Origin of the sequence: Sphingomonas cremea (assembly GCF_021502585.1) — a bacterium.
Lineage (GTDB): Bacteria > Pseudomonadota > Alphaproteobacteria > Sphingomonadales > Sphingomonadaceae > Sphingomicrobium > Sphingomicrobium cremea.
In genome coordinates this window covers 1-25,482 of the sequence record NZ_JAKFGM010000001.1, presented here as the reverse complement: position 1 = coordinate 25,482, position 25,482 = coordinate 1, and the positions used below count along the sequence as shown (strand labels likewise).

The window sequence follows — 25,482 nt, the reverse complement described above, 5'->3', positions numbered from 1 at the left end:
GGACTATCGTCCGCCCCAAATTTTTGGATGGGGTGAAAGATGGATCGCCGTGAATTCCTGTCGCTAGGTAGCGTTGCAGCGCTGCTTCCAATCATGCCGGCCGGACTTGCGTCTGCGCAGGCTCCCGCAGCCCCTGGGGACGAAGCGCTCAACCGGCTGTTCGAGGCGATATTCCAGGAGCAGGTTGCCACCTATCCGACTTTCGCCACCCAGCTCGGCCTCGACAAAGGCAATTTGGCCGGGCTTCGCTCAAAGCTCGACACTCGACCCGATCAACGGGCCCGCGCCGAAAACCTGGCCCAATCCAAGCGCTGGATTGCGAGCCTCGAGGGGGTACCGCCAGCTTCGCTTTCGGCCTCCGCCGCACTCAATCGCGAGGTCGTGCTTTGGGACCTCAAGACCAACAATGTCGGACCTGAGCGGTTCGACATCTCCAATCCGCAAAGCCCCTATGTGATCAGCCAGCAGGACGGGGCCTACTTTTCGATCCCGGATTTCCTCGCCACCGCGCATCCGATCGAAAATGCGTCGGATGCCGAAGCCTATCTGTCCCGCCTCAGCCAATTCGCAACCGTGCTCGACAATGAAACGGCGGAGCAGCGGCGACAGGCAGTTCGCGGCTTCCTGGCACCGGGCTGGGCGATCGATCTGGCCTTGGCCCAATTGGGCGAACTTCGGTCGGCCACCGCCGCCGAAAGTTCGATGGTGGATGCACTAACATCGCGAACGACCGCCAAGGGCGTCGCTGGCAACTGGAAGGCGCGCGCGGCAACAATCGTCGGCGGCGAAGTCTATCCCGCGCTCGACCGACAGATCGCCATGCTGCGCGAGCTTCGCCCGAACGCCGCTGCCGGAGACGGCCTATGGCGGTTGCCTCAAGGCTCCGAAATCTATGCAGCTGCCTTGGCAGAAGCGACAACGACCAGCTTCACGCCTGACGAGATCCATCAGATCGGGCTGCAGCAGGTAGCGGAGATCAGCGCCGAGCTGGACAAGATCCTGCGCGAGGCTGGCCAGACGTCCGGCACGGTTGGCCAGAGGCTTTCGGCGCTCAACAAGCTGCCTGAGCAACTTTATCCAAACACCGACGCGGGTAGGGCGGAACTGATCGCCGGCCTTAACGCCGGCGTCGCGGACATGGCCAAGCGCTTGCCCCGCGCTTTCCATAATCCGCCAACCGATCCGCTCGATATCCGCCGAGTTCCGCCGGAGATCCAGGAGGGGGCGTCGAACGGATATTACCGCCAGGCTTCGCTCGACGGATCCCGCCCCGCCATCTACTTCATCAATCTCAAGAATACCGCCGATTGGCCCAAATATTCCCTGCCAGCGCTGACGTTCCACGAAGGCCTGCCAGGGCATCACCTCCAGCTGCTTACCGCGCAGAAGGCGGGCGCCATGCCGATGTTGCGCCGGATCGCATTCTATTCCGCCTATGGAGAGGGCTGGGCTCTATATGCCGAACAGCTTGCCGATGAGCTTGGCGCCTACAAGAGCATCGAACGCGCGGGCTATCTGCAATCCTATTTGTTCCGTGCCGAACGCCTGGTGGTCGACACCGGCCTCCATCACAAGCGCTGGACCCGCGAGCAGGCTATCGAGCATATGGTCGCGACGACCGGCTTCGCCCAACCACGGGTCAAGCGCGAAATCGAACGCTATTGCTCATCGCCAGGTCAGGCCTGCAGCTATAAGATCGGCCATATCGCCTGGATCCGGGCTCGCGCCAAAGCCCAGAAGACGCTTGGCGCCCGCTTCGATCTGCGGGACTTCCACGACATATTGACCGAGGGCGCGATGCCGCTGACCATCTTTGAGCGGCGGGTGGATGAAAGGATTGCGGCGAAGCTGAGGAGTTAGGCGCTCGGCTTTTCCCACGGCCTACGCGGCGCTCGCCCCCCGGGCGAGCTGCTCGGCCATCTCGGCAACCTCCAGCCAGCGGTGTTCGGCGGCTTCCTTTGCCGCGCGTTTGTCCGCGATTGCCCTTGTCAGGGCAGCAAAACGCATTGGATCGCGGGAGTAGAGGTCTGGGTCGTGCAACGCTTCCTCGTCGGCGGCAATTTCCCGCTCCAGCCGCTCGATCTCCTGTGGGAGGCGATCGAGATCGCGTTGGTCCTTGTAGGACAGTTTTGCTCCCTTCCCGCCTGCGGCAAGGGATTGAGGGAAGGGCTTGTCGCGGTCTTCAACAGCCGCTCGACCGGTCCCTCCAGCACGCGGAGGGGAGGATTTCTTCGCCTCGCTTCGTCTCCGCGCCCAATCCTCATAGCCGCCGGCGACTATGTCGACCTTGCCTGAGCCGTCGAGTCCGAGCGTCACGGTTACCGTCTTGTCGAGGAAATCGCGGTCGTGGCTGACGATCAGCACCGTGCCGTCATAGTCGGCGATCACTTCCTGGAGGAGGTCGAGCGTTTCCAGGTCTAGGTCATTGGTGGGTTCGTCGAGCACCAGCAGGTTCGACGCCCGGGCGAATTCGCGAGCCAGGAGCAGCCGCGATCGCTCCCCGCCCGAAAGCGAGCCGATGGGTGCTTCGGTCAGCGATGGGTCGAACAGGAACTCCTTCAGGTAGCCCTTGATGTGCTTCTTGTGGCCGCGGACGTCGATCCAGTCGCCGCCTTCGGCCAGCACGTCGCGCACTCGCCGCGTCGGCTCCATCAGCTTGCGTTGCTGGTCGATGACGATGCCGGTTAGCGTCTTCGCCTGGGTCACCGAGCCGCTGTCAGGCTTCAATTCGCCGGTGAGGAGCTTCAGCAGCGTCGTCTTGCCGGTACCATTGGCGCCAACCAGGCCGATTCGGTCGCCGCGTTGGATGCGCAGGGTGAAGTCGTTGATGATCTGGCGGTCGCCGAAGGCCTTGAAGACATGCTCGGCGTCGATCACCGTCTTGGTCTTCACATCATCCTTGGCCAGGCCGAGCTTTGCCGCGCCCGCCGGGCCGAGCATTGCCGCCCGCTGGGCGCGCATCTCATTCAATTTGGCGAGTCTACCCTGGTTGCGCCGCCGCCGCGCCGTTACCCCGCGCTGAAGCCAGTGGAGCTCAAGCTTCAGCTTGGCGTCGAGCTTTTCGGCCGCGCGAATTTCTTCAGCATAAACCGACTCGGTCCATGCATCGAAACCTCCGAAGCCAATTTCGGCACGGCGAAGCGTGCCACGGTCGAGCCATAGGCAACTCTTGGTCAATCGCGTCAGGAAGGTGCGGTCGTGGCTAATGACGATGAACGCGCCCTTGAAGCGGTTCAACCACTCCTCCAGCCAATCGATCGCTCCCAGATCGAGATGATTGGTCGGCTCATCGAGGAAGAGAACGTCGGGTTCCTGAGCCAGCGCCCGAACGATCGCCGCCCGGCGCCGCTCACCGCCACTTGCGGTCTTGACGTCACGGGAAAGATCGATGCCGATCTGGTGGGCAATCGCCGCCGCCTCATGCGCCGCTGGAGCTCCCGCGCCGGCCAGCACCCAATCCTCGAGCGTCGAATGGGCGCCCATGTCGGGATCCTGCTCGAGCAGTACGACCTTTGTACCGGGCACGATCTTGCGGGCGCCTTCGTCGGTTTCGATAAAACCGGCAAGGCATTTCAGAAGCGTCGTCTTGCCTGCGCCGTTGCGGCCGATCAGCGCAAGCCGATCGCGGGGCCCGATATGGACGTCCAGATGGCGAAACAGCCAACCCTCGCCCTGGATCAGACCAAGGTCTTCATAGGATAAAATAGGGGGTGCCATCGCGTGGCCCCTAGCGTAGCTTCCCCCCCTCGTCACCTAGGCGCACGGGGCAAGCTGAACGGGACGCGACAAGGGCATTCATAGCTTGTTCAATGGAATGGCTTTAGTCAGGCCGATGAAAGATTTGCCAATGAGCCTGTTCCGTACCCTTCTCCTGTCGCTTTGCGCCGCTGCTGCTGTCGCAACCCCCGCGCTTGCTCGCCCCAAGGACGAGGTCGTGCGGTTCGCATCGCTCGACCGTCCGCGCGACCAGGACCGCGCCTACATTCAAAAGCAGCGCGGCCAATCGATGCCGCTTCCCCAAATCGAGAATCGCGTCCTGCCGCGAATGGGCGGCGCCGACTATCTGGGGCCGGAAATGCGCGGACGGAATCTGCGCATGAAATTCATGGACCAGGGCAAGGTCATATGGGTCGATGTCGATCCGATGACGGGCCAAATAATCGGCAAGTCGGACGATTAGGTCAGGACCTTCGCTTCCAGGTCACTATACGAATGAAATAAGTCACGGCGACGGTCGCAAGGACCAGGGTACTGATCGGATTAAGATATCCCTTGACCTGGATGTAGTGCGATTTGAGCAAGTAGCCGGCGCCTGTCATCAGGCCGTTCCACATCGTATCGCCAATGGCGGTAAACAGGATGAAGCGGCGCAAATCCATGGCGAAGACGCCCGCCGGGACGGAAATCAATAATCTTACGACCGGCACAACCCGGGCCATCATGACTGCCGGCGCGCCATGCCGGTCGAACCAACGATCAGCCCGGTCGACCTGTGCCGGCGTCAGGGTGAGCCAATGGCCATGACGGGCCGCGAATGCTTTCAACCGCTCGACCCCGACCAGCCGCCCGACAAAATACCAACAAATCGCGCCCAAGGTGGATCCGGCAGTGCCGGCCACGACGACGGCGAACGGCGAAAATCGTCCCTGCGATGCCTCAAACCCCGCCAGCGGCATCACCAGCCATGAAGGGATGGGGGGGAAGAGCCCCTCAAGGAACATCAGCAAGGCGATGCCGACATAGCCGGCCCGATCGATCAGATGGGCGATCCAGTCGAACATATGCTGTGCCTGCCCCCGGGTCGGCGCGGGGTCAATTCTGCATTCAGCGCCGCCCGATTGACATTCGCGACTTGATCGCCAGCTTCGTTGCGCACAAGCAACCGTTCAGCTTCGCGCGTGTTTCAGTAGACGAACCCTATTTTCAAGGAATAATTTGATGCGCGTGTTGATCGTCGAGGACGAACCGAACCTGGGGCGCCAGCTGCGCTCGACCCTCGAAGGCGCGGGCTATGCGATCGATCTCGCCACCGATGGCGAGGACGGCCATTATCTGGGCACAACCGAGGATTATGACGCAGTGGTTCTCGATCTCGGCCTCCCTGAGATCGATGGACTGACCGTGCTCGATCGCTGGCGCAAGGAGGGCCGAAAGATGCCGGTCCTGGTGCTGACGGCCCGCGACAGCTGGTCGGACAAGGTCGCGGGCCTCGACGCCGGCGCCGACGACTATCTTGCCAAGCCGTTCCAGACCGAGGAGTTGATCGCCCGCCTTCGCGCGCTAATTCGCCGCGCCGCGGGCGTCGCCAGCTCCGAGCTCAATGCCGGCGACATCCGTCTCGATACTCGTTCGGGCAAGGTCACAAAGGCCGGCGAGCCGGTCAAACTGACCGCGCAGGAATATAAGCTGCTGAGCTACCTCATGCATCACACGGGCAAGGTCGTTAGCCGGACGGAGCTGATCGAGCATATCTACGACCAGGATTTCGATCGCGACAGCAACACCATCGAGGTGTTCGTGACACGAATTCGCAAGAAGCTGGGGGCCGACGTCATCACCACCATCCGCGGTCTTGGCTACAGCCTTGAGGACAGTCCCGCTTGAATGATGCCGCCCCCGACAGGGAGGCGACCGATGAAGCGGTGAAGGTAAGGGAACGCCGCGGGGGGTCGCTGACCCGGCGCATGATCGTCGTCGCGGCGATCTGGATTGGCGTGCTTTTGCTGATCGGCGGCTACGCGCTGGACAGGGTATTGTCGCGCAGTATTGTCCAGAATTTCGACCAGCAGCTCGAATATGTGTTGAATGCGATGATCGCCGCATCGGAAATCGGCCCCGATGGCGAGGTTCGGTTCACGCGTCCCCCGGCCGACCAGCGCTTCCTTGAGCCCTATTCCGGCGCATATTTCCAGATTTCGGGCCAGGGCCAGGAAACCTTCCCTTCCCGGTCGCTGTGGGACAGGCGGCTCATCGTCGACGACGGGCACAACGACGTGGAATTGCACAAGCGCGACAGCTTCGAATTCCAGGACGAACCGTTGCGGATTCTCGAGCGCGACGTGATGCTTCCTGGGTCGAATGTCCGGTGGCGTTTTCAGGTTGCCCAGTCGCGCGACGCAATCGACGGTCAGATCCGGGAGCTGCGAGCGACTCTCGTCCGCAGTTTCGCTGCTTTGGGAGCAGGCCTGCTCGCCCTTGCCGCGTTGCAGGCCTTCTATGGGCTGTGGCCTTTGCGCCGCGTGAGACGCGAAGTCGCGGCCATTCGCGGTGGCACGCAAGTGAGAATTTCCGAAGGTTTTCCGAGAGAAGTCGAGCCGCTGGTCGACGAAATCAACGAGCTTCTGGCCCATAGCGAGGAACAGGCCGAGGAAGCGAGGCGCCACGCCGGCAATCTCGCTCATGCGCTAAAGACACCACTTACGGTGATTACCAACGCCGCCACGGCCCACTCGGCCGACCTCAACGATACGGTGATCCGCGAAGCAGCAGCAATGCGGCGCCAGGTAGACCATCATCTGGCCCGCGCCAGGGCCATTGGCCGTCGCGCTTCCGCCCAAGCCCGCGCGACCGTCTGGGACAGTGTACAGGCAGTCGATAGAGCGGTCTCGACCCTCTATCCCGGCGTCACCATTGACACGGCGGGCGCCAAGACAGCCCAAGTGCGAGTTGAGCGCCAGGACCTTGATGAAATGCTCGGCAACCTTGTCGAGAACGCTGCGAAATACGGCAACGGCCGAGTGTTCGTGACGGTGGATCCACCCGCCGGCGGCAAGGTCAATATCCAGATCGAGGACGACGGCACGGGCATTGCCAAGGCGCAACGCGAAGAATTGTTCACCCGCGGTAAGCGGCTCGACACCACGGGCAAGCCTGGCACCGGCCTGGGACTCGCCATCGTTCGGGACGTGGCAGAAATCTATGGCGGCACCGTTTCGCTGTCAGAAAGCGAAGATTTGGGCGGCCTGCTCGTAATCCTGTCACTGCCGGAAGCACCGCAAGTCATTTAATAATGGCCGTTTATCGAAAACTTGCTTGGCAACGCGGCTGCCGCGTCTAGCGTCCCGCCAACTATTGGGGAGGGGATTTCATGACCAAAAAAATGCTGCTGCTCGCCGCCGCTTCGGTGCTGGCGATGTCGCCCGCGGCGGCCCGGAACGGCCAGCCGGCATTTGCGCCCTGGGGCGTCGACCTCACCGCGATGGATTCCGCCGTCAAGCCGGGCGATGACTTTTTCGACTACGTCAATGGCGCCTGGGCCAAGCGGACCGAAATCGCGGCAGATCGCACCTTCGTCGGCATTGACTCCGTTTTGAACGACCAGATCGACAAGGACGTTAGAGCCATCGTCGAGGACGTGGCCAAGGACCCAGCCAGCTCGGGGCAAATCGGGCAGCAGGTTGGCGATTTCTACGCAAGCTGGATGGACGAAGCGACCATCGCCTCCAAAGGTACCGGGCCACTCAAGCCTTATTTGGATCGCATCGCTGCAGTGCAGGGCAAGGGTGATCTCGTCGATTTGTTTGCGACCGTCGGCTTCGAATCTCCGGTGGGTTTGGCCATCTACCCCGATCTCGCTACCCCGACCAAATATGCCGTCTATGCAGGCCAGAGCGGGCTCGGAATGCCCAACCGCGACTATTATCTGCTCCAGGGCGCCAAATATGACGCCTACCGGGCCGCCTATCGCGCCTATGTGACGCGGATTCAGGAGCTTGCCGGAATCTCCGATGCCGCGGCCAAGGCCGACCGGATCATCACGCTCGAGACGGCTATCGCAAAGGTTCATTGGACGCCGGAGCAAAGCCGCGACATCGACAAGATCTACAATCCCATGGATCGCGCCAAGCTGGGTAGCTTCGCGCCGCAATTCGAATGGAACCGGGCGCTTGCGAAATCAGGCCTGGGTGACGTGAATACGGTCGTCGTTACCGAAACGACGGCCGTTCAGGCCATCGGCAAGCTGCTGGACAGCGTGCCGCTCCAAACTTGGAAAGACTATCTCGCCTATCATTTCGTCAGCGATCATGCCCCCTACCTGCCATCGGCGTTCGACGAAGCGAACTTCGACTTTTTCTCAAAAACCTTGCGCGACGTGCCGACCCAACGCGATCGCTGGAAGCGCGGGGTCAGCCTGGTCAATGGCGCGCTCGGCGAGGCCGTTGGACAGATTTACGTGCAGCGCCATTATCCGCCCGAAAGCGACCGGCAGATGGGCGAGCTCATCACCAATGTTCGCGCCGCGCTCCAGGAAAAGATCGAAACCAACTCCTGGATGGATGAGCCGACACGCAAGGAGGCGCTAGCCAAGCTTGCGGCATTCGATCCACGAACTGGCCACCCGGCCAAATATATCGATTACTCCAGCCTCAAGGTCGATCGCTCCGACCTGCTTGGTAATGTCATGCGATCGAACCAGTTCGACTGGGACTTATTGCTGACCCGGATGAAGAAGCCGGTCGACCGTACGCTGTGGGACATGACCCCACAGACCAACAATGCCTATTATGATCCGACCCAGAACCAGATCACGTTCCCCGCCGCGATCCTGCAGCCGCCCTATTTCGATCCCGACGCGGACGCCGCATCGAACTACGGCAGCATCGGCGCGACCATCGGTCATGAGATCGGCCATGGGTTCGATGACCAGGGACGCAAGTTCGACGGAACTGGAAAGCTGCGCGACTGGTGGTCCCCGGCGACAGCCAAGAAATATGAAGCGCACGCGGCCGCGCTAGTGAAGCAATATGACGCTTACGAGCCAATCCCGGGCGTTCACATCAAGGGCCAACTGACGCTGGGAGAGAATCTTGGCGACCTAGGCGGGCTGGAAGTCGCCTATGCCGCCTATCGCCGCTATGTGGCTGCCCATGGCGAGCCGCCGGTAATTGGCGGGCTGACCGGCGACCAGCGCTTCTTCATCGCTTATGGCTACAGCTGGGAATCGAAGCAGCGGGAGGGCGCACTTCGCGCCCAACTACTGACCAACGAACATTCACCGGCGAAGTATCGGGTCAACGGCGTCGTCCGCAACGTCGATGCCTGGTACAAGGCGTTCAACGTCCAGCCCGGCGACAAAATGTACCTGCCGCCGGAGCAGCGCGTGAAGGTTTGGTAGCTAGTCAAACCGCCGCCGTCCGGTTAGGGCGGCGGCCGTGACCGCGACCGTTCACCAACTGGGCGACAAGCGCAGCCCCTCGCTCGATCCGATGATCGCGTTGACCGCGGCTGACATGAATGCGGTCAATGCCGTGATCCTTGACCGGATGCAGTCCAAGGTCGCGCTGATCCCCGAGCTTGCGGGGCATCTCATCGCCGGCGGCGGCAAGCGCATGCGGCCGATGCTGACTCTGGCCAGCGCGGCGCTGCTCGATTATCCCGGCACGCGTCACCACAAGCTCGCCGCCGCGGTCGAGTTCATTCACACCGCGACACTGCTCCACGATGATGTCGTCGACGGGTCGGGCCTGCGCCGCGGCAAGCGCACTGCCAACCTCATCTGGGGCAATCCGGCGAGCGTATTGGTCGGCGACTTCCTCTTTTCCCGTGCGTTCGAGCTGATGGTCGAGGACGGCAGTCTGAAGGTGCTGCGTATCCTCAGCCATGCTTCCGCGGTGATTGCGGAGGGCGAAGTCGACCAGCTTTCCGCCCAGCGGCAGGTCGAGACCAGCGAGGAACATTACCTCCACATCATCAACGCCAAGACCGCCGAACTCTTTGCCGCTGCTTGCCGCATCTCGCCGGTGGTCGCCGAGGGTGGTGAAGAGGCCGAAGAGGCTCTCGAAGCTTATGGACGCAGCCTCGGCATCGCCTTCCAGCTCGTCGACGATGCCATCGACTATTCGTCCGACGAAGCGACGATGGGAAAGGGACAGGGCGACGACTTTCGCGATGGCAAGGTGACGCTGCCGGTCATCCTCGCGCACGCCCGCGGATCCAGCGACGACCGCGCCTTCTGGAAGGCGGCGATGCAAGGGGAGCGCATCAGCGATGACGACCTTGCCTATGCCACCCAGCTGATCAATTCGACCGGCGCACTGTCCGACACGCTCGAGCGCGCCCGATATTATGGCCGGCGAGCCATCGATGCCCTCGCCCCCTTCCCGGCCGGCCGCGCCAAGGCCGCGCTGGTCGAAGCAGTCGAATTCGCGGTGGCGAGGGCTTATTAATTTCTCACCGGCGCGTCGCCGGTCAAATGAAGGAGGCGCGCATGAAGCTGGCAATGATCGGACTTGGCCGAATGGGCGGCAACATGGCGCACCGGCTCGTCCAGCAGGGTTTTGAGGTGGTCGCCTACGATCGTGATCCTGCTGCAGTTGCCGAAGCGGTGACGAAGGGCGCGACTGGCGCCTCCGACCTCGCCGTCATCCCTGACATGCTGCCCTCACCCGCCATCTACTGGCTGATGCTCCCTGCCGGCGAAATCACCGAGAAGGTGATGCGCGAGGTCGGCGGTCTCGCACGCGAAGGCGACATTATCGTCGACGGCGGCAACAGCTTCTGGAAGCACGACCTCGAGCGCAGCAAGTGGCTGAAAGAGCGCGGCCTTACCTTCATCGACGTTGGCGTGTCGGGCGGCGTATGGGGACTAGAGCGCGGATACTGCATGATGATCGGCGGCGACGATGCCGCGGTGAAACATATCGACCCGATCCTGCGCGCGCTCGCACCCGGTCCCGGCACCATTCCCCGTACCCATCGCCCAAAGACCCAAGGCGAGTGGCAGGCCGAAATGGGCTATGTCCACTGTGGTCCCGCCGGTGCAGGCCATTTCGTGAAAATGGTCCACAACGGCATCGAATATGGGATGATGCAGGCGTACGCCGAAGGGTTCGACATTTTGAAGCAGCGGGCCAAGCAGGATCTGCCCGAAGAAATGCGATTCGAATTGAACCTGTCCGATATCAGCGAAGTCTGGCGACGCGGCAGCGTCATCTCGTCATGGCTTCTGGACCTCATCGCCATTGCGCTGGCCGGGGACCAATCGCTGTCGAAGTTCAGCGGGAAAGTCGCGGATTCGGGCGAAGGCCGCTGGACGATCGACGCTGCGATCGAGGAGGCCGTCCCCGTCGACGTACTCGCAGCCGCTCTGTTCGCGCGGTTCCGCAGCCGGGTCGAATTCAGCTTCGCCGACCAACTATTGTCGGCGATGCGGTTCGGCTTCGGCGGCCATGTCGAGGTACCGCAATAAGCGCGAGGCCGCCCGCACAGCCTTAAATGACGCCTAGCTGATTGGTATCATTACATGGGCGTAAGGTGTGCCGCCGAACATGACATAGGGCTTGGTCGTGTCGGGATTGTCGCTGCTCGGATAGAGCTTGTTGAGCGATTCCGATCCGACAATCATCACGTGCGGTCCGGTTTCGACCCATTTGCCGCCGTCTTTGGGCTTCTCACCCCATGGATCGGTGTTGCTGGCATCGCTTCCTCCGGCGAGCATGTACATCAGTCCGACATTGTCGGACGGTGGCGGTTTATGACCGATCCACGCTTCGGCCCATTTCATGGCGTTGGCGTCCATGCACATCGGATCTGCCCCCGGGGTAGCCGGGTTGTTGGGCATGCAGGTCCAACCATTGGAGCCTTCGCGCAGCACGCTCATCGTACCATCGGGCTTCATCGAGATGATCTTGGCATCCTTGGCGATCGCGGCGGGCGCCGCCGCCATTGCGCTTTCGACCGGGTCGGTGGGGTGGGCCGCGACTTCTTTTTCAGATTTGGGTTCGGCCACTTTGGCTTTTTCGCAGGCAGCTAGCGACAGTGCCGCAACGGCACCGATCACTGCGGCGGTTTTGCAGATTTTCATGGACTCCCTCCAACAAAGGCTGGGACCCAGCCGATGTAGCACAAAAGCAGATTGTGCAGCAGGCTTTCGCAATGGAGGCGGCTTGGGGGATTCCCTGATGGCAATGGCGTTGAAAACAGGCTTCATTTGCCGAATGAAGAAATTGCTGACCGCCCTGTCACTAACCGTTGCCGCACCGACGGCTGCCCTCGCGCAAGCCGTCGAACCTGCCGGCCGACCGATCCTGGAAGTGGTTCCGACGCTCAAGGCCGGTCAATTTGTCTGGGCGCCTGACGCCGCGGCCGAAGGCCCGGGCCTGCTAATCGTCAACCTTGCGACCCAGCGCGCAATCCTGTTCCGAAATGGCGTTCCGATTGGGGCGAGCAGCGTTTCCACCGGACGCCCCGGATATGAAACGCCGACCGGCGTGTTCACCATCCTTGAAAAGCAGAAAGTGCATCATTCGCGTACCTACGACAATGCGCCGATGCCCAATATGCAGCGCCTGACATGGAAGGGGATCGCGCTCCATGCCGGCAACCTCCCAGGCTATCCCGCCTCCCATGGCTGCATCCGTCTGCCGCCAAAATTCTCGGCCCTGCTGTTCGACGCCACCCGGCTCGGCATGACGGTGATCATTACCAGCCTGCCGGTCGCGCCGCAGCAATCGGCCCCGCCGGACATGGCCGCGGCAATTCCGCCAGCCGCAATGAATCTCGCCCGCGCTCCGTTCGAATGGCATCCCGAGCGATCGACCAAGGGGCCAGTTTCGGTAATCGTTAGTGCCGCCGACCAGCGAGCCGTCGTGTTGCGCAACGGAGTCGAGATAGGATCCGCCCCGGTCCGCGTCAGCGGCGAGGTCAAGGGCGGTTGGGCTTATGCACTTCGTTCCTGGGACGATACCGGGCAGCATTGGCTGAAGCTGCAATTTTCCGGCCCGGGCGGAGGCATGGAAGTATCGCCGAACGAAGGCGATCGGTTCGATGCGCCTTGGGATTTCCGGCATAATGTCCAGACGGTGCTCCGCCCCGGCAGCATCATCGTCGTCACTCCTCAGACCCTCCAGGCCGGAAGCTCGGGAAGCGCGCTGACGGTGATCGAGAATGAGGGACGTCCGCGGTAGGGCTTGCCGGACGACGACGGCAGCCACCCTGTCCTGGCTCGCGACGATCTGACATAGCGGGCGCCTGATGCCCCGTCCCGCGCTGCCCATCGATGCCGTCTTGCCGCAATTGCTCACTGCGCTTCGCGACCGGCCGCGCGCACTGCTGGTTGCGCCGCCCGGCGCGGGCAAGACGACGAGGGTCGCTCCGGCGCTGCTGGATGAGCCTTGGTGCGACGGGCAGGTGTTGCTGCTGGTCCCGCGCCGCCTTGCGGCCCGGAGCGCCGCCGAGTTCATGGCCAAGGAACGCGGCGAAGAAGCGGGGGCGACGGTCGGCTATGCGACCCGCCTCGACAGCAAGGTGGGAAAGGCGACGCGGGTCATTGCGATGACTCATGGCGTCTACCTTTCGCGGCTCCAGGAAGATCCCGAGCTCAATCGGGTCAGCGCGGTATTGTTTGACGAGGTGCATGAGCGCAGCCTGGATAGCGATCTCGCGCTTGCACTGACGCTCGACGCGGCCGAAGGGCTCCGTCCCGACCTGCGCATTCTTCCCATGTCGGCAACGCTGGACAGCGATCGCTTCGCCCGCCTGCTCGGAAATCCGCCCAAAATCGAAAGCGAGGGCAAGAGCTATCCGCTTACCCTCATCCATGAGGGGCGCGATCCTGTCCAACGGATCGAGCCGCAAATGGCGTCCGCAATCCGAGATGCTTTGCATGAGCATGACGGTTCGCTGCTCGCCTTCCTTCCCGGCGTCGCAGAGATCGAGCGGACCGCTGAGGCGCTGGGCAAGTTGCCGCAGAATATCGTCCTGCATCGACTCCACGGCGCGATCGATCCGGCACAGCAGCGCGCCGCGCTTGCGCCGCCAAAGTCGGGCACGCGCAAGCTGGTGCTCGCCTCGGCGATCGCTGAGACCAGCCTGACACTCGACGACGTCCGTATCGTGGTGGATAGTGGTCTTGCCCGTCGGCCGCGCTACGACCGTGGCGCAGGGCTCACCCGCCTCGTCACCGAGCGTGCCAGTCGTGCCGCCGTCACCCAGCGCGCCGGCCGGGCAGCCCGCCAGGCGCCTGGCATCGCCATCCGGCTTTGGGAGGAGGCCGCGAACGCGTCGCTATTGGCCCATGACCCACCGGAGATTTTGGAAGCCGACCTGTCGAGCTTGCTGCTGACTTGCCTGCTTTGGGGCGAGGGCCACCCCGAACGCCTCCCCTTCCTCGATCCGCCGCCAGCACCGGCGCTGGCGGAGGCCCGTGACAGGTTGGCGCGATTGGGCGCAATCGACGATGACGGTCATGTCACGCCACATGGCCGCGCCATCGCAGCGATCCCCCTGGAGCCGCGCCTCGCCCATATGCTGATCGAAGCGGGGGCGCAGGGGTTCGCCAAGGCCGCGGCCGATGTCGCGGTCTTGCTCACGGAACGTGGGCTAGGCGGCAATGACGCGGATCTGGAAATCCGTTATCGGCGGTGGCTGGGCGATCGTAACCCAAGGGCACAGGCGGCACGGCGCATGGCCGAAAATATGGCGCGCCGGGTCAAATCCGAAGGTCCGGTTCATGGGCACGATCTTGCCCGCGCCATCGCCCTTGCCTTTCCCGACCGCCTGTCGCGCCGCCGCGATGCCAGTGGAGAACAGTGGCAATCGGTCGGCGGACGCGGATTTCGCCTGGATCCGACATCGCCGCTCGCCCGCAGCGAATGGCTCGCTATAGCCGAAGTCGCCGGCGCCGCCTCCGGCGCGCGAATACTCTCTGCAGCTGCCATCGAGTTGAGCGATGTCGAATCGCTGTTCGCCGATCGGATCGAAACCTACGCCGATGTGCGCTTCGACCCATCAACTGCCGCAATCAGCGCAACCAAGGGCCGCAAGCTGGGAGCAATTCGCCTATCGTCCGCGCCCGACCCCCGGCCCGACCAGGCTGCGATCGAAGCCGGACTGGTTGATGCCGTCCGCCGCCACGGCCTCGCAATCCTGCCGTGGAGCGAAAGCGCCATCGGATTGCGACAGCGTGCCGCCTTTGCCGCCATGCATGACGAGGGCATTTCCGATTTGTCGGATGCCGCGCTCATTGCTCGCCTCGACGAATGGCTGGCACCCCTTCTCCGCGGCAAGCGCCGGCTCGACGCAATTGCGCCCGGAGCGCTCAAGAGCGCCCTCGACGGGCTGCTTGGCTATGAGGCGAGCCGGGCGATCGACAAGCTCGCTCCACCGCATTTCGATTCGCCCGCGGGCTCGTCGCACCCGATAGATTATGCGGCTCCGGGTGGCCCGACAGTCGAGGTGCGCGCCCAGGCACTATACGGACTCAAGGATCATCCGATGGTGGCCAACGGACGAGTCCCGCTTACGTTGGCCATTACCTCGCCGGCCCATCGGCCGATCCAGACGACAAAGGACCTGCCTGCTTTTTGGACGGGGAGCTGGCGCGATGTGGCCAAGGAGATGCGTGGCCGCTACCCCAAGCATCCCTGGCCCGACGATCCCGCTGCGGCCTCTCCGACGCTGCGCACAAAGCGCGCGGCCCCTTGATTCCTGCCACTAGTTCAGCCAATCGCAAGCCCATGACCGTCGCCCGCATCATCGAAGAGCAGCGCAAGACCACCCAGTCCGGCAAGGCACAGGCCGGCCGCTGGACGCTGGAGTTCGAGCGGCAGCAGCCCCAGCGTCCGGATCCGCTGACCGGCTGGAACGGATCGGGCGATACCAAGACCCAGATCCGCCTCCGGTTCGACAGCAGGGAAGAGGCGCTGGCCTATGCGGAGCGGAAGGGCTTTGCAGTCCACCTCGTCCCGGCAGCTCCGGTTAGCCTGAAGCTTCAGGCCTACGCCGACAACTTCCGCTAGCGGCTATCCGGTACCGCGTTCCTGGATGAAGTCGCGGATCATCGGCTGAGCATTGCTGTCGTAGTTTGCCAGAACGTTGCGCGGCCCGGCGGCGTCAAAATGGGTTAGCAGCCGCTCGCCATTCCAATAGTGAAGCGCAAAGGCGGGAGGGTCGGCGAGAATGAGCGCCCTGCCATCGGGATGCGCGGGATCAATATCCTCCAGGTCCAGTGCGATCCAAGGCGCAGTTGACGCACAAATAGCCAGCGGCTTGCCGGCGAAGCTGGTCGCGATCGGCCGGTGCACATGGCCGGCGATCATTCCAACGACCTGCTTGGCGCCGCGTACGACGGCTTCCAGCCGTTGCACCCAGGCTTCGCAACTGAGCGCGCTCATCCAATCGATGCCGGTATCGACCGGTGGATGATGAAGGATAATGATCGTCGGGACATCCTTGCGCTCGCCTAGTCGCGCCTTGAGCCATGCGGCCCGCTCTTCGCAGATCATGCCGCCGTGCCGCCCGGAATCGAGCGTGTCGAGGACGATCAAGCGCAGCCCCTCGTGATCCAGCTCATACTGGACGAAGCCGTTCTCATCGACCGGCACATGGGGCAGGACAGACTGAAATTGCTTGCGGTCGTCGTGATTGCCGATGGCCCACAAAATCGGCCCTTCCCATCGACCGATCAGCGCGACCAGATGTCGATAGGCGCCGACGTCATCCCCGGCCTCGACGAGGTCGCCGGTGACCAGCAAAAGCGACGGCTTTGGCCGCATCGCGTTCAACCGGTCGATCACCAGGTTGAGGCGTCCGACATTGAGCTCGTGTGGATTATCCCGGTCGAACCCGATGTGAAGATCGGTCACCTGCGCGATCAGGGTCCCGTCAATCGAAGGTCTTTTCGCCAAGCTATCCCCCTTGAGCCGCAGGCTTGAACAGCCGCGCGCGCTTGTCCAGCCTTTTGTGCGCGACTTGCCTAGCTGTCCATTTTGGATGAAAAGACGAGCGCCGAAGCCAGGGGGAAAGCTGCGCGAGTATCGTATAGCGTTGGTTGTTGGAACGCGTCCCGAAGCCATCAAACTCAGCCCCGTCGCCCATGCGCTTGCCAGGCTTGGCGAGCCGCCCAGCCTATTTGTGACCGGCCAGCATCCCGGTCTCGAACTTGGCGACCATCGGCTGCAAGGCTTTGAGTGCATCTCGCTTAACTGCCCTGGCCAGCCCGACCCTGTGCATCATTCCGACATCGTCCGGGCCGCGCTGAAGCGCTTGCTGCCCCTCGATCCGCCCGACCTGCTCATCGTCCAGGGCGATACGTCGAGCGCGCTCGGCGGCGCTCTTGCGGCACGGGAACTGGGCATCATGCTCGCCCATGTCGAGGCGGGCTTGCGCACCCACGACCCGACAATGCCCTGGCCCGAGGAGCAAAACCGGGTGACGATCGACCGATTGTCCGACCTGCTGTTCGCACCGACCAGCGCCAATGCCCACAACCTCCGCCGTGAACGCGTAAATGGCAAAATCCATGTGACCGGCAATAGCGGCATGGATGCGCTCGCCGCGCTGGTTGGGCCCCTGCCCCCGAAGCCCAAGCGGCAATGGTGGCCGCGACGCCGCTTCCGGATGCTCGTCACCTGCCACCGGCGGGAGAATTGGGGCGCCGGGCTCGATGGGCTGTCCGAGGCGCTCGTCGACCTGGGCATGAAGCAGGTCCGAAGCGACGTACTGCTTCCGCCCAATCCCAAAATCACCGAGCGGCTCACGGACCTGCTGGGGGGCCAGGACGGAATCCGGCTGATCTCGCCTCTGTCCCATTCGGCCACGGTGCAGGCGATGCGGGAAGTGGACCTGATCCTTTCCGATTCCGGCGGAATGCAGGAAGAGGCGCCGGCGCTGGGGGTCCCTCTGCTCGTGTTGCGCGAAAAGACGGAGCGGCCCGAGGCGCTGGCCTGTGGCTCTATTGAGCTGGTTGGCACCGATGCTGGGCGCATTGTCGCCGCAGTCGACCGGCTGCGGCGTCACCGATCGCAGTTGAGGGCCATGTCGCAAGCCATGCTGCCGTTCGGTGACGGGCATTCCGGCCCGAGAATCGCCGCACACTGTCTCGCCTTTCTGGGTAGCCAAGGGTTCAACCGACAAACCTGCCGCGCCTGATTGACTAGCGGCCCAAGAGCCGACATATGCCCGCCCTTGCCGCCATGGCCGTGGCCCCTTCGTCTAGCGGTCTAGGACGTCGCCCTCTCACGGCGAAAACACGGGTTCGAGTCCCGTAGGGGTCACCAGCAAATTCATCAGAAACGACCCGAAGCCGGGCCCGAACAATGGTGCTCAGGCAGCATCCAAATTCCCTGTTAATCCCTGAATAACAGGGAATTGTCAGCCAGTGGCATTGTTGCGGCCGTGTTCATTCTTTGTTCTTGAATGAGATGGGGCAATGTTGTTTATCGTCGCTCTGCCTCATGCGCTGCTAATGAAACCCGATCTCGATGCTCTTGATGGCCGAGCCGCAAGCGAGGGCAACAAGAAGTGCCCCTACTGCGCAGAGCATATTCGAAGAGAAGCCGTTGTATGCCGATTCTGTGGCAAGGATCAGCCATCGTCAGCGAGTGCGTGAATGTAAATTTGGGGGGACAATGACAAAAAAAGTTGCCTGGGGGCTAGGTGGTGCGGGAGCAGCTGGCGTACTCTTCTACATGCTATGTGGACTCTATACGGTCCAGCCCATTGGCGCCCTTCCTGAGGGCGTCACTGCTATTGTTTGGAGAGCCAACGGGGAGCCCTTTTTCAATTCGCCAGACGCACTCTGTCTTGAACGAATGGGCGGCGTGTCCTTGCTATGTCGTGGGATGGCTATGGGCCAGGCGCCAACTGATCGGATAATATTCCGCCTACCGTATCAGAAATGGGCTTACTCCGCGTCGACCGGAGGTCAGGAATTCGGCCGCTAAGATCCAGCGCATATCATTTCCACTCTGGAATCTGAGTGTTTACGTGGTGCTTCCTTCGACGATTGAGTGGCCCCATTTGCCCATTTCGATCCGCTAGTCCGGTGTTAGCGGTGCTGGTCGGCACGTGAGCGGCGGACCGCCATGCCCCACAATGTTCAAGTTGCCGGGGATCAAGCGATTCAGCTCCGTAAAGAAACCTATGGATATTTTCGCAATCGGTATTATGTACCGTGCGATATGAATAAACCCGAAGCCATTGCCGCCCGCGGCCGACCGCGCGAATTTTGCGTCGATCACGCGCTCGCCCAAGCGCTCCGGGTCTTTTGGGAAAAGGGCTATGAAGGCACTTCCCTGACCGACCTTACCGACGCGATGGGGATCACCCGGCCGAGCCTTTACGCCGCATTCGGCAACAAGGAGTCGCTATTCCGCAAGGCGCTCGATCTCTACGAGCGCGAAAAGCTGGATTATATCGGCAAGGCCTTGGCCCAGCCGACAGCGCGCGGCGTCGCCGAGACGATGCTTCGCGGCGCCGTCGACAATGTCATGAGTTGCGACGAACCGCATGGATGCCTGGGGGTGATCACGTCCGTGGCATGCGGCGCCGAGTCCCAGTCGATCCGCGAAGAAGTGGTAAAGCGTGGTCAGGCGGGAAGGCTCGCGCTGATTGACCGGTTCGAACGAGCCAAAGCCGAAGGCGACCTGCCTGCCGCTATCGATGCGGAAGGGCTGACCAGCGTATTGATCGCCATGCTCCAGGGGATTTCCATCCAGGCCAATCAGGGTGCCGATAAAGCCGCGCTCGAGCGCCTGGTGGAATCCGGTCTCGCTCTCTGGCCGAGCGCCTGATTTAATCGCCCCATAAAGATTTTTTATCGACCGGTATAGAAATTCGCTTGACGTCGCTTATCTGGCTTTATACTGAGCAGTACAGAAAGGTTGTGGCAGCCCTTTCTGACTCAACGACAGATAAAGGGGCCGATGAGTCTGAATTTCCGCCATGTTCACTGCGGGCCCTGACACCCGCCAGTAATTTGTAACAACAGCCAAAGCCGACCGCCGTTGGAGCCATCCGCTCCGCCGATTGGATTTCTGCGCGTCCGGTTCTGCCCATGCTGCCTTGAGACCGTCTCTCGGCCGATGATGGAGCTTGCCCGGGATCGCTTAAATGGAAGGGAGCAATTTCATGGCCTATCACGCGCCGATACAGACCCAGGCTGCACAGCCGGTCCCCTTCCCGGTGAAGGCATTAAGGTCGGTGACCCCCGCGATCGAGAAGCCGAGCTTCTCTCCGCTGGAATGGTCGGTAATACGGCTCGCCCGGGTGGACAGCCTGTCGACCCTACGTGAGAGTGGGATCATTTCCCGATTCATCAATTGGCTGACCGGTCGCAACGGCAGCCCTGAACTCGCCAACCCGCAGCTTGAAGCGTTGCGGCGGATTTCGGTGCTCAGCTGGCACTTCGGTTTCACCGTGCCGGGCGACGACGTCGCCGACTTTATCGCCGCGGGGTTCAGTCCCGAACAATATGAGCTGCTGGTGCACAGCATCCGCGCCGCCATCAGCGCCGGCTCGCAAAGGATCCACTAATGAACATGATCACGTCCATGTCGCGGGTCGACGGCGAAGCCGTGGCCCTGCGCGCCAAATTCAACGAACGCCCGCTGTGGCAACGCGCCGCCATCGTTGGCGGACCTCTTGCCGTGCTTGCCGCGGCCGTCACCATCTGGAACAGCGACCCCTCCCCAGCCGCTGCCCCACCAATGCCCATGGTGACGGTCGCGGCTCCCATTGAGCGCCAGATCAACCAGTGGGACGACTATGTCGGCCGGTTCGAGGCTAGCCGCAGCGTCGAAGTACGCCCGCGCGTGTCCGGGCAGATAGTCGGCGTTCACTTCACCGACGGCCAGGTCGTGCAAAAGGGCCAATTGCTCTTCACCATCGATGCCAGGCCTTTCGCCGCCGCGCTTGCCGAAGCACGCGCCGGCGTCGCTACTGCCCAGAGCGACTTGGCGCTGGCAGAGACCGATCTAGGCCGTGCGACCCGTCTGCTGGCCGCCGAAGCAGTGTCGCAAAGTGACGTCGACCGGATCACCGCTCGAGTCCGCGCTTCCCGGGCAGCACTGGCCGCTGCACAGGCCCGGGTCCACGCCCGCGCCCTAGACGTCGAATTCACCCAGGTCCGCGCACCCATTGGCGGCCGGATCTCGGATCGCCGGATCGATGCCGGCAACCTGGTCTCGGCCGGGGATAGCGGCGGAACGTTGCTCACCACGATCAATGCGCTCGACCCGATCTACTTCACCTTCGACGTGCCGGAATCGCTCTATTTGAAAACCGCGCGTGAGCGGCAGGCCAAGGGCGGCGCAGGCCAGACCGCAGAGATCAGGCTTCAGGACGAAGCGGATTACAGCTGGCGCGGACGGCTCGACTTCACGGACAATGGGCTCAACCAGAATTCGGGGACCATCCGCGCACGCGCGGTGATTGCCAATCCCAACTATTTCCTGGCTCCCGGAATGTTCGGCAACATGCGCTTGGCAGATGGCGGGACCACCCCTGCCCTGCTGATCCCGGATGCGGCCGTTAGAACCGACCAGGCGCGCAAGATCGTGCTGGTCGTCGGCAAGGATAACACGGTCGCCGCGAAGCCGGTCGAGATTGGCCCGCTGGTCGGTAATCTTCGCGCTATCCGCTCCGGCCTCGCCCGGACTGACCGCGTCATCATCCAGGGCGTGCAGTTCGCCATGCCCGGAGCCAAGGTGAAACCGCGCGTGACCAGCATCGTGCTGAACATGTCGGGTCCAACCAGGACCGCTGAGGCAATCGCGCCCAGCGCTTCGCAAGCAACGCTCGCGAACTAGTCGAAAGCCAAGTCATGCGCTTTAGCCACTTTTTTATCCGGCGGCCGATCTTTGCCGCGGTGATCGCGATCATCATCACCATCGTCGGCGCCTTCGCTTACGTCGGCCTGCCGGTGTCGCAATTCCCCAATGTCGTCCCGCCGACGGTTACGGTCAGCACCTATTACCCCGGTGCGTCGGCCGAAACGGTCGCGGACACGGTTGCCGCACCGATCGAGCAGCAGATCAACGGCGTCGACAACATGCTCTACCAGTCGTCGCAGTCGACCGGTGACGGTCGGGTGACCATCACGGTTACGTTCAAGCTTGGTACTGATCTCGATACGGCGCAGGTGCTGGTCCAGAACCGCGTCGCGCTGGCCGAGCCGAGCCTGCCGGAGGAAGTCCGCCGCCAGGGCGTGGTGGTTCAGAAGACATCGCCTTCGTGGCTGATGGCGGTCAACGTCCTGTCACCAGACGGGTCTCTGGATCGCGGCTATGTCTCCAACTATGCGCTGACCCAGATCCGCGACCGGCTGACCCGCGTCGACGGCATCGGCGACGTTCAGATTTTCGGGGCGCGCGACTATGCAATGCGGGTGTGGATCGACCCCGGTCGCGCGGCGACGCTTGGTTTCACCGCCGGCGAAGTAGTCGATGCGCTGCGTTCGCAGAACGTGCAGGTCGCCGCCGGCGTAGTCGGCCAGCCACCCTACGACACCGGCGCGGCGCAGCAGCTCAATGTCGAAACCCAGGGGCGGTTCAAGACCGCCGAGGAATTCGGCAACATCGTTATCCGTACCGATCCTGCATCGGCCGCGGTCACCCGCCTACGCGACGTAGCGCGGGTCGAACTCGGTGCCTCAGACTATGGCGTCAACGCCTACCTGTCCGGCACGGATTCGATCATCCTCGGCATTACCCAGCGCCCCGGAACCAACGCGCTCGCGGCCGCCGAGGGCGTCAAGGCAGAACTCAAGGATGCCGCCAAGAGCTTTCCCAAGGGGCTCGAATATAGGATCATCTGGAACCCGACCGAATTCATCAGTGAATCGATGAGCGCGGTGCAGGAAACATTGCTCGAGGCGATGCTGCTCGTCGTCCTGGTCATCATCGTCTTCCTGCAAAGCTGGCGCGCAGCGGTGATCCCGATCATCGCGATTCCAGTGTCATTGATCGGCACCTTCGCGGTGCTCGCGGCGCTTGGATATTCGCTCAACACATTATCGATGTTCGGCCTGGTGCTGGCGATCGGTATCGTCGTCGACGACGCCATTGTCGTCGTCGAAAATGTCGAGCGAAACCTCGAGCATGGACTCAGCCCTCAAGAAGCCTCGCATCGCTCGATGGACGAAGTATCAGCCGCACTGGTAGCGATCGTCCTGGTGCTGTGCGCGGTGTTCGTGCCGACTACGTTCCTCACCGGCATCACGGGTGAATTCTATCGCCAGTTTGCGGTTACCATCGCCAGCTCGACGATCATCTCTCTGTTGCTTTCCTTGACCCTGTCGCCGGCACTTGCCGCCCGGCTCCTGAAACCCAAGAGCGAGCATCGGGCCGAAGCCGGCATGTTAGGCTTGGTTCACCGTGCGGGGGACAAGTTCAACGAGAGCTTCTCCCGCCTAAGTGAATGGTACGGCCGCTTCACGCAGCGGGTCGCCGCAGCGCCACGCCGCGCGCTGACGACTTACGGCGGCCTGATCGTCCTGACCATTGCGCTGTTCTGGGCGACGCCGGCGGGTTTCGTTCCGGCGCAGGACCAGGGCTATGCGCTTGCCGCTATCCAGCTGCCGCCAGGAAGCTCGATCGAGCGGACCGACGCGGTCCTCAAGAAGGCCGTGGGCAAGCTGCTCAAAGTGCCTGGTGTCGACGAAGCGGTGATGTTCTCCGGCTTCGACGGTGCGTCCGGCACGCAGGCCTCCAATGCCGGCGCCGCCTACGTGACATTCGACCCGTTCGAGGAGCGGGCGGGCACGGACAGGACCGAGCAGAATATCGAAAACGACATGAGGGCCGCGCTGGCCGACATGGACGAAGCGTTCGTGTTCGTCATTCCGCCGCCCGTCATCCAGGGCATCGGCAACGGCGGCGGCTATCGCATGATCGTCCAGGATCGTAGCGACATGGGTTACCAGGCGCTCGAGCAGGCCGCCGGCCAGTTGATCGGCGCGGCGCACCAGGACCCGACCCTGGCCAATGTCTTCACTCTCTATAATACCGCGACCCCGCGGATATGGGCGGACATCGACCGTGCCAAGGCAGACATGCTCGGCGTGCCGCCTTCGCGCGTGTTCGAGGCGCTGCAGATCTATTTGGGATCGGCCTACGTCAACGACTTCAACCTGCTTGGGCGTACCTATCGAGTGACCGCGCAGGCCGAGGCCAGTGCTCGCGACGACCCTAGCGACATTGCCCAGTTGAAGACCCGTTCCAATTCCGGCGCGATGGTTCCGATCGGCTCGGTCGCAACGTTCAGCGACAAGACGGGACCGTACCGTGTGACCCGCTACAACCTCTTCCCCGCGGTTGAGGTCGATGGCGAAACCGCACCCGGCACGTCGACCGGTCAGGCGATGAACACGATGGAGAAGCTCGCCGCCCAGCTTCCCGCCGGCTTCTCGACCGAATGGACGGGAATTGCCTTCCAGCAGGAAGCGGCGGGCAATATCGCCATCCTGATCTTCGCCTTGTCGGTGGTGTTCGTCTTCCTGGTGCTGGCCGCCCAGTTCGAAAGCCTGCTGTTGCCGCTGGCGATCATCCTGATCGTGCCGATGACGCTGCTGGCCGCGATGGCGGGCGTGAACCTGCGCGGCATGGACAACAACATCCTGACCCAGATCGGCCTGATCGTGTTGATCGCGCTTGCGGCAAAGAATGCGATCCTGATCGTCGAATTCGCCAAGCAAGCCGAAGAGAGGGGGCTAAGCCCGCTCGATGCGGCGGTCGAGGCGGCTCGTACGCGCCTTCGGCCGATCTTGATGACCAGCTTCTCCTTCATTCTCGGCGTGTTGCCGCTGGTGATGGCAAGCGGCCCGGGCTGGGAGCTTCGCCAGGCGCTTGGCACCGCGGTCTTCTTTGGAATGATCGGGGTGACCGCGTTCGGCCTGGTCTTCACTCCAGTCTTCTACGTCGCCACCCGCTCTCTTGGAGATCGGCTGCGGCGGCCCCGGCAAGGCCCAACCCAGCCTGAGCTCGCGCTGCTGCCGGCAGAATGAGGAATTTGCATGACCTACCTTAGGAACCTCGCCACCATCGCGTCGGTGCTCGCGCTTGCGGCATGCGCGGTTGGACCGAACTATGCCCCTCCCGCCACGCCGTCGGCAGCGGCCGGTCCCTTCGTCGCTGCCACGGGGCCGGCAATCCAGCCAATGGCCCCGGTGGAGGGCAATTGGTGGCGGCTCTATGACGACCCCGTCCTTGACGGGCTGGTCGCCGACGCGCTCGCCCATAATACCGACGTGCGGGTTGCGGTGGCCAGGCTGGCAAGGGCTCGGGCCGCGCTTCGCGAAGTGAAGGTGGACCGGCTACCCAATGTGGGCACTAGCGCTTCGGCCACTCGGGGCCGCGACGCAGGCCAATCGGATGCCAGCACCAGCTTCGATGTCGGCCTCGACGTTGCCTATGAAGTCGACCTGTTTGGCCGAGTCAGCCGCAATGTCGAGGCAGCACGAGGCGATGTCGCAGCTTCAGAAGCCGATGCCGAAGCAGTTCGCGTGGCGATCGTTGCCGAGACCGCCCGCGCCTATGCCGATGCCGCAAGCGCCTCCGAGCAACTTGCCGTTGCGACGCGGATCGTTGCCCTACTCGACGACTCCTTGAGACTCACCACCCGCCGGGTTGAGGTTGGGCTGACGACCCGCCTCGACACCGCCCGCATCGCCTCGCTGCGCAACCAGCGTCAGGCGGAAATTCCGGCCCTCGCTGCCGAGCGCGACTCCGCGCTGTTCCGGCTGGCGACGTTGACCGGGCGCGGGGC

The 25,482-nt window shown here is 62.8% G+C and carries 20 protein-coding genes and 1 tRNA gene; 17 read left to right on the top strand and 4 right to left on the bottom strand.

Features of this window, described 5'->3' with window-relative positions:
* Positions 1–39: 39 nt before the first annotated feature.
* Positions 40–1,860, top strand: coding sequence for a DUF885 domain-containing protein (locus tag LVY65_RS00105; protein WP_235065986.1), 1,821 nt, complete (start codon positions 40–42; stop codon positions 1,858–1,860).
* A gap of 21 nt (positions 1,861–1,881) precedes the next feature.
* Here LVY65_RS00105 and LVY65_RS00100 read toward each other — a convergent pair whose 3' ends face one another.
* Positions 1,882–3,717 carry an ABC-F family ATP-binding cassette domain-containing protein gene (locus tag LVY65_RS00100; protein WP_235065985.1) on the bottom strand — a complete coding sequence of 612 codons (1,836 nt, stop codon included), beginning with the start codon at positions 3,715–3,717 and terminating at the stop codon, positions 1,882–1,884.
* 130 nt (positions 3,718–3,847) lie between these two features.
* On the opposite strand from LVY65_RS00100, the gene LVY65_RS00095 reads away from it, so the two are divergent.
* A complete protein-coding gene (locus tag LVY65_RS00095; RefSeq protein WP_235065984.1) occupies positions 3,848–4,180 on the top strand; it encodes a hypothetical protein in 333 nt (110 codons plus the stop codon).
* Between the two features lies 1 nt (position 4,181).
* Here the strand turns inward: LVY65_RS00095 and LVY65_RS00090 are convergent, their stop codons facing one another.
* The gene (locus LVY65_RS00090) at positions 4,182–4,781 is read right to left on the bottom strand and encodes a DedA family protein (protein WP_235065983.1); all 600 of its coding nucleotides are present in this window, start codon (positions 4,779–4,781) and stop codon (positions 4,182–4,184) included.
* A gap of 157 nt (positions 4,782–4,938) precedes the next feature.
* Between LVY65_RS00090 and LVY65_RS00085 the strand changes: the two genes are divergently transcribed.
* From LVY65_RS00085 to gnd, 5 genes are all read left to right on the top strand, one after another.
* A complete protein-coding gene (locus LVY65_RS00085) occupies positions 4,939–5,604 on the top strand; it encodes a response regulator transcription factor (RefSeq protein WP_235065982.1) in 666 nt (221 codons plus the stop codon).
* Positions 5,601–7,007: a sensor histidine kinase gene (locus tag LVY65_RS00080; protein WP_408021950.1), complete on the top strand. Its 1,407-nt coding sequence runs from the start codon at positions 5,601–5,603 to the stop codon at positions 7,005–7,007. Before LVY65_RS00085 ends, LVY65_RS00080 begins: the two co-directional genes overlap by 4 nt.
* A gap of 80 nt (positions 7,008–7,087) precedes the next feature.
* Positions 7,088–9,115: a M13 family metallopeptidase gene (locus LVY65_RS00075; protein WP_235065981.1), complete on the top strand. Its 2,028-nt coding sequence runs from the start codon at positions 7,088–7,090 to the stop codon at positions 9,113–9,115.
* A gap of 37 nt (positions 9,116–9,152) precedes the next feature.
* Positions 9,153–10,166, top strand: a complete 1,014-nt coding sequence (locus LVY65_RS00070; protein WP_235065980.1) for a polyprenyl synthetase family protein — start codon at positions 9,153–9,155, stop codon at positions 10,164–10,166.
* A 41-nt stretch (positions 10,167–10,207) separates the two neighbouring features.
* Positions 10,208–11,188: a phosphogluconate dehydrogenase (NAD(+)-dependent, decarboxylating) gene (gene gnd, locus LVY65_RS00065; RefSeq protein WP_235065979.1), complete on the top strand. Its 981-nt coding sequence runs from the start codon at positions 10,208–10,210 to the stop codon at positions 11,186–11,188.
* Between the two features lie 33 nt (positions 11,189–11,221).
* Here gnd and LVY65_RS00060 read toward each other — a convergent pair whose 3' ends face one another.
* Positions 11,222–11,803 (bottom strand): hypothetical protein, encoded by a 582-nt coding sequence (locus LVY65_RS00060; RefSeq protein ID WP_235065978.1) that lies wholly within the window; start codon positions 11,801–11,803, stop codon positions 11,222–11,224.
* Between the two features lie 133 nt (positions 11,804–11,936).
* Here LVY65_RS00060 and LVY65_RS00055 point away from each other — a divergent pair, with 133 nt between their 5' ends.
* From LVY65_RS00055 to LVY65_RS00045, 3 genes are all read left to right on the top strand, one after another.
* Positions 11,937–12,905: a L,D-transpeptidase family protein gene (locus LVY65_RS00055; protein ID WP_235065977.1), complete on the top strand. Its 969-nt coding sequence runs from the start codon at positions 11,937–11,939 to the stop codon at positions 12,903–12,905.
* A gap of 67 nt (positions 12,906–12,972) precedes the next feature.
* On the top strand, positions 12,973–15,423 hold the full coding sequence (gene hrpB, locus LVY65_RS00050; protein WP_235065976.1) for an ATP-dependent helicase HrpB: 2,451 nt from the start codon (positions 12,973–12,975) through the stop codon (positions 15,421–15,423).
* Positions 15,424–15,455: 32 nt separating this feature from the next.
* Positions 15,456–15,737 (top strand): NADH dehydrogenase ubiquinone Fe-S protein 4, encoded by a 282-nt coding sequence (locus tag LVY65_RS00045; RefSeq protein ID WP_235065975.1) that lies wholly within the window; start codon positions 15,456–15,458, stop codon positions 15,735–15,737.
* A gap of 3 nt (positions 15,738–15,740) precedes the next feature.
* Here the strand turns inward: LVY65_RS00045 and LVY65_RS00040 are convergent, their stop codons facing one another.
* A complete protein-coding gene (locus LVY65_RS00040; protein ID WP_235065974.1) occupies positions 15,741–16,625 on the bottom strand; it encodes a phosphodiesterase in 885 nt (294 codons plus the stop codon).
* 85 nt (positions 16,626–16,710) lie between these two features.
* Here LVY65_RS00040 and wecB point away from each other — a divergent pair, with 85 nt between their 5' ends.
* The 7 genes from wecB to LVY65_RS00005 form a co-directional block, all read left to right on the top strand.
* On the top strand, positions 16,711–17,868 hold the full coding sequence (gene wecB, locus LVY65_RS00035) for a non-hydrolyzing UDP-N-acetylglucosamine 2-epimerase (protein WP_235065973.1): 1,158 nt from the start codon (positions 16,711–16,713) through the stop codon (positions 17,866–17,868).
* Between the two features lie 52 nt (positions 17,869–17,920).
* A tRNA-Glu gene (locus LVY65_RS00030) sits at positions 17,921–17,996 on the top strand.
* 903 nt (positions 17,997–18,899) lie between these two features.
* Positions 18,900–19,511 carry a TetR/AcrR family transcriptional regulator gene (locus tag LVY65_RS00025; RefSeq protein WP_235065972.1) on the top strand — a complete coding sequence of 204 codons (612 nt, stop codon included), beginning with the start codon at positions 18,900–18,902 and terminating at the stop codon, positions 19,509–19,511.
* A 337-nt stretch (positions 19,512–19,848) separates the two neighbouring features.
* Positions 19,849–20,253 carry a hypothetical protein gene (locus LVY65_RS00020; RefSeq protein ID WP_235065971.1) on the top strand — a complete coding sequence of 135 codons (405 nt, stop codon included), beginning with the start codon at positions 19,849–19,851 and terminating at the stop codon, positions 20,251–20,253.
* A complete protein-coding gene (locus LVY65_RS00015; RefSeq protein ID WP_235065970.1) occupies positions 20,253–21,527 on the top strand; it encodes an efflux RND transporter periplasmic adaptor subunit in 1,275 nt (424 codons plus the stop codon). Before LVY65_RS00020 ends, LVY65_RS00015 begins: the two co-directional genes overlap by 1 nt.
* Before the next feature lie 14 nt (positions 21,528–21,541).
* On the top strand, positions 21,542–24,721 hold the full coding sequence (locus tag LVY65_RS00010; protein WP_235065969.1) for an efflux RND transporter permease subunit: 3,180 nt from the start codon (positions 21,542–21,544) through the stop codon (positions 24,719–24,721).
* 9 nt (positions 24,722–24,730) lie between these two features.
* Positions 24,731–25,482: TolC family protein (locus LVY65_RS00005; protein ID WP_235065968.1), on the top strand; the 752-nt coding region annotated here is incomplete at its 3' end.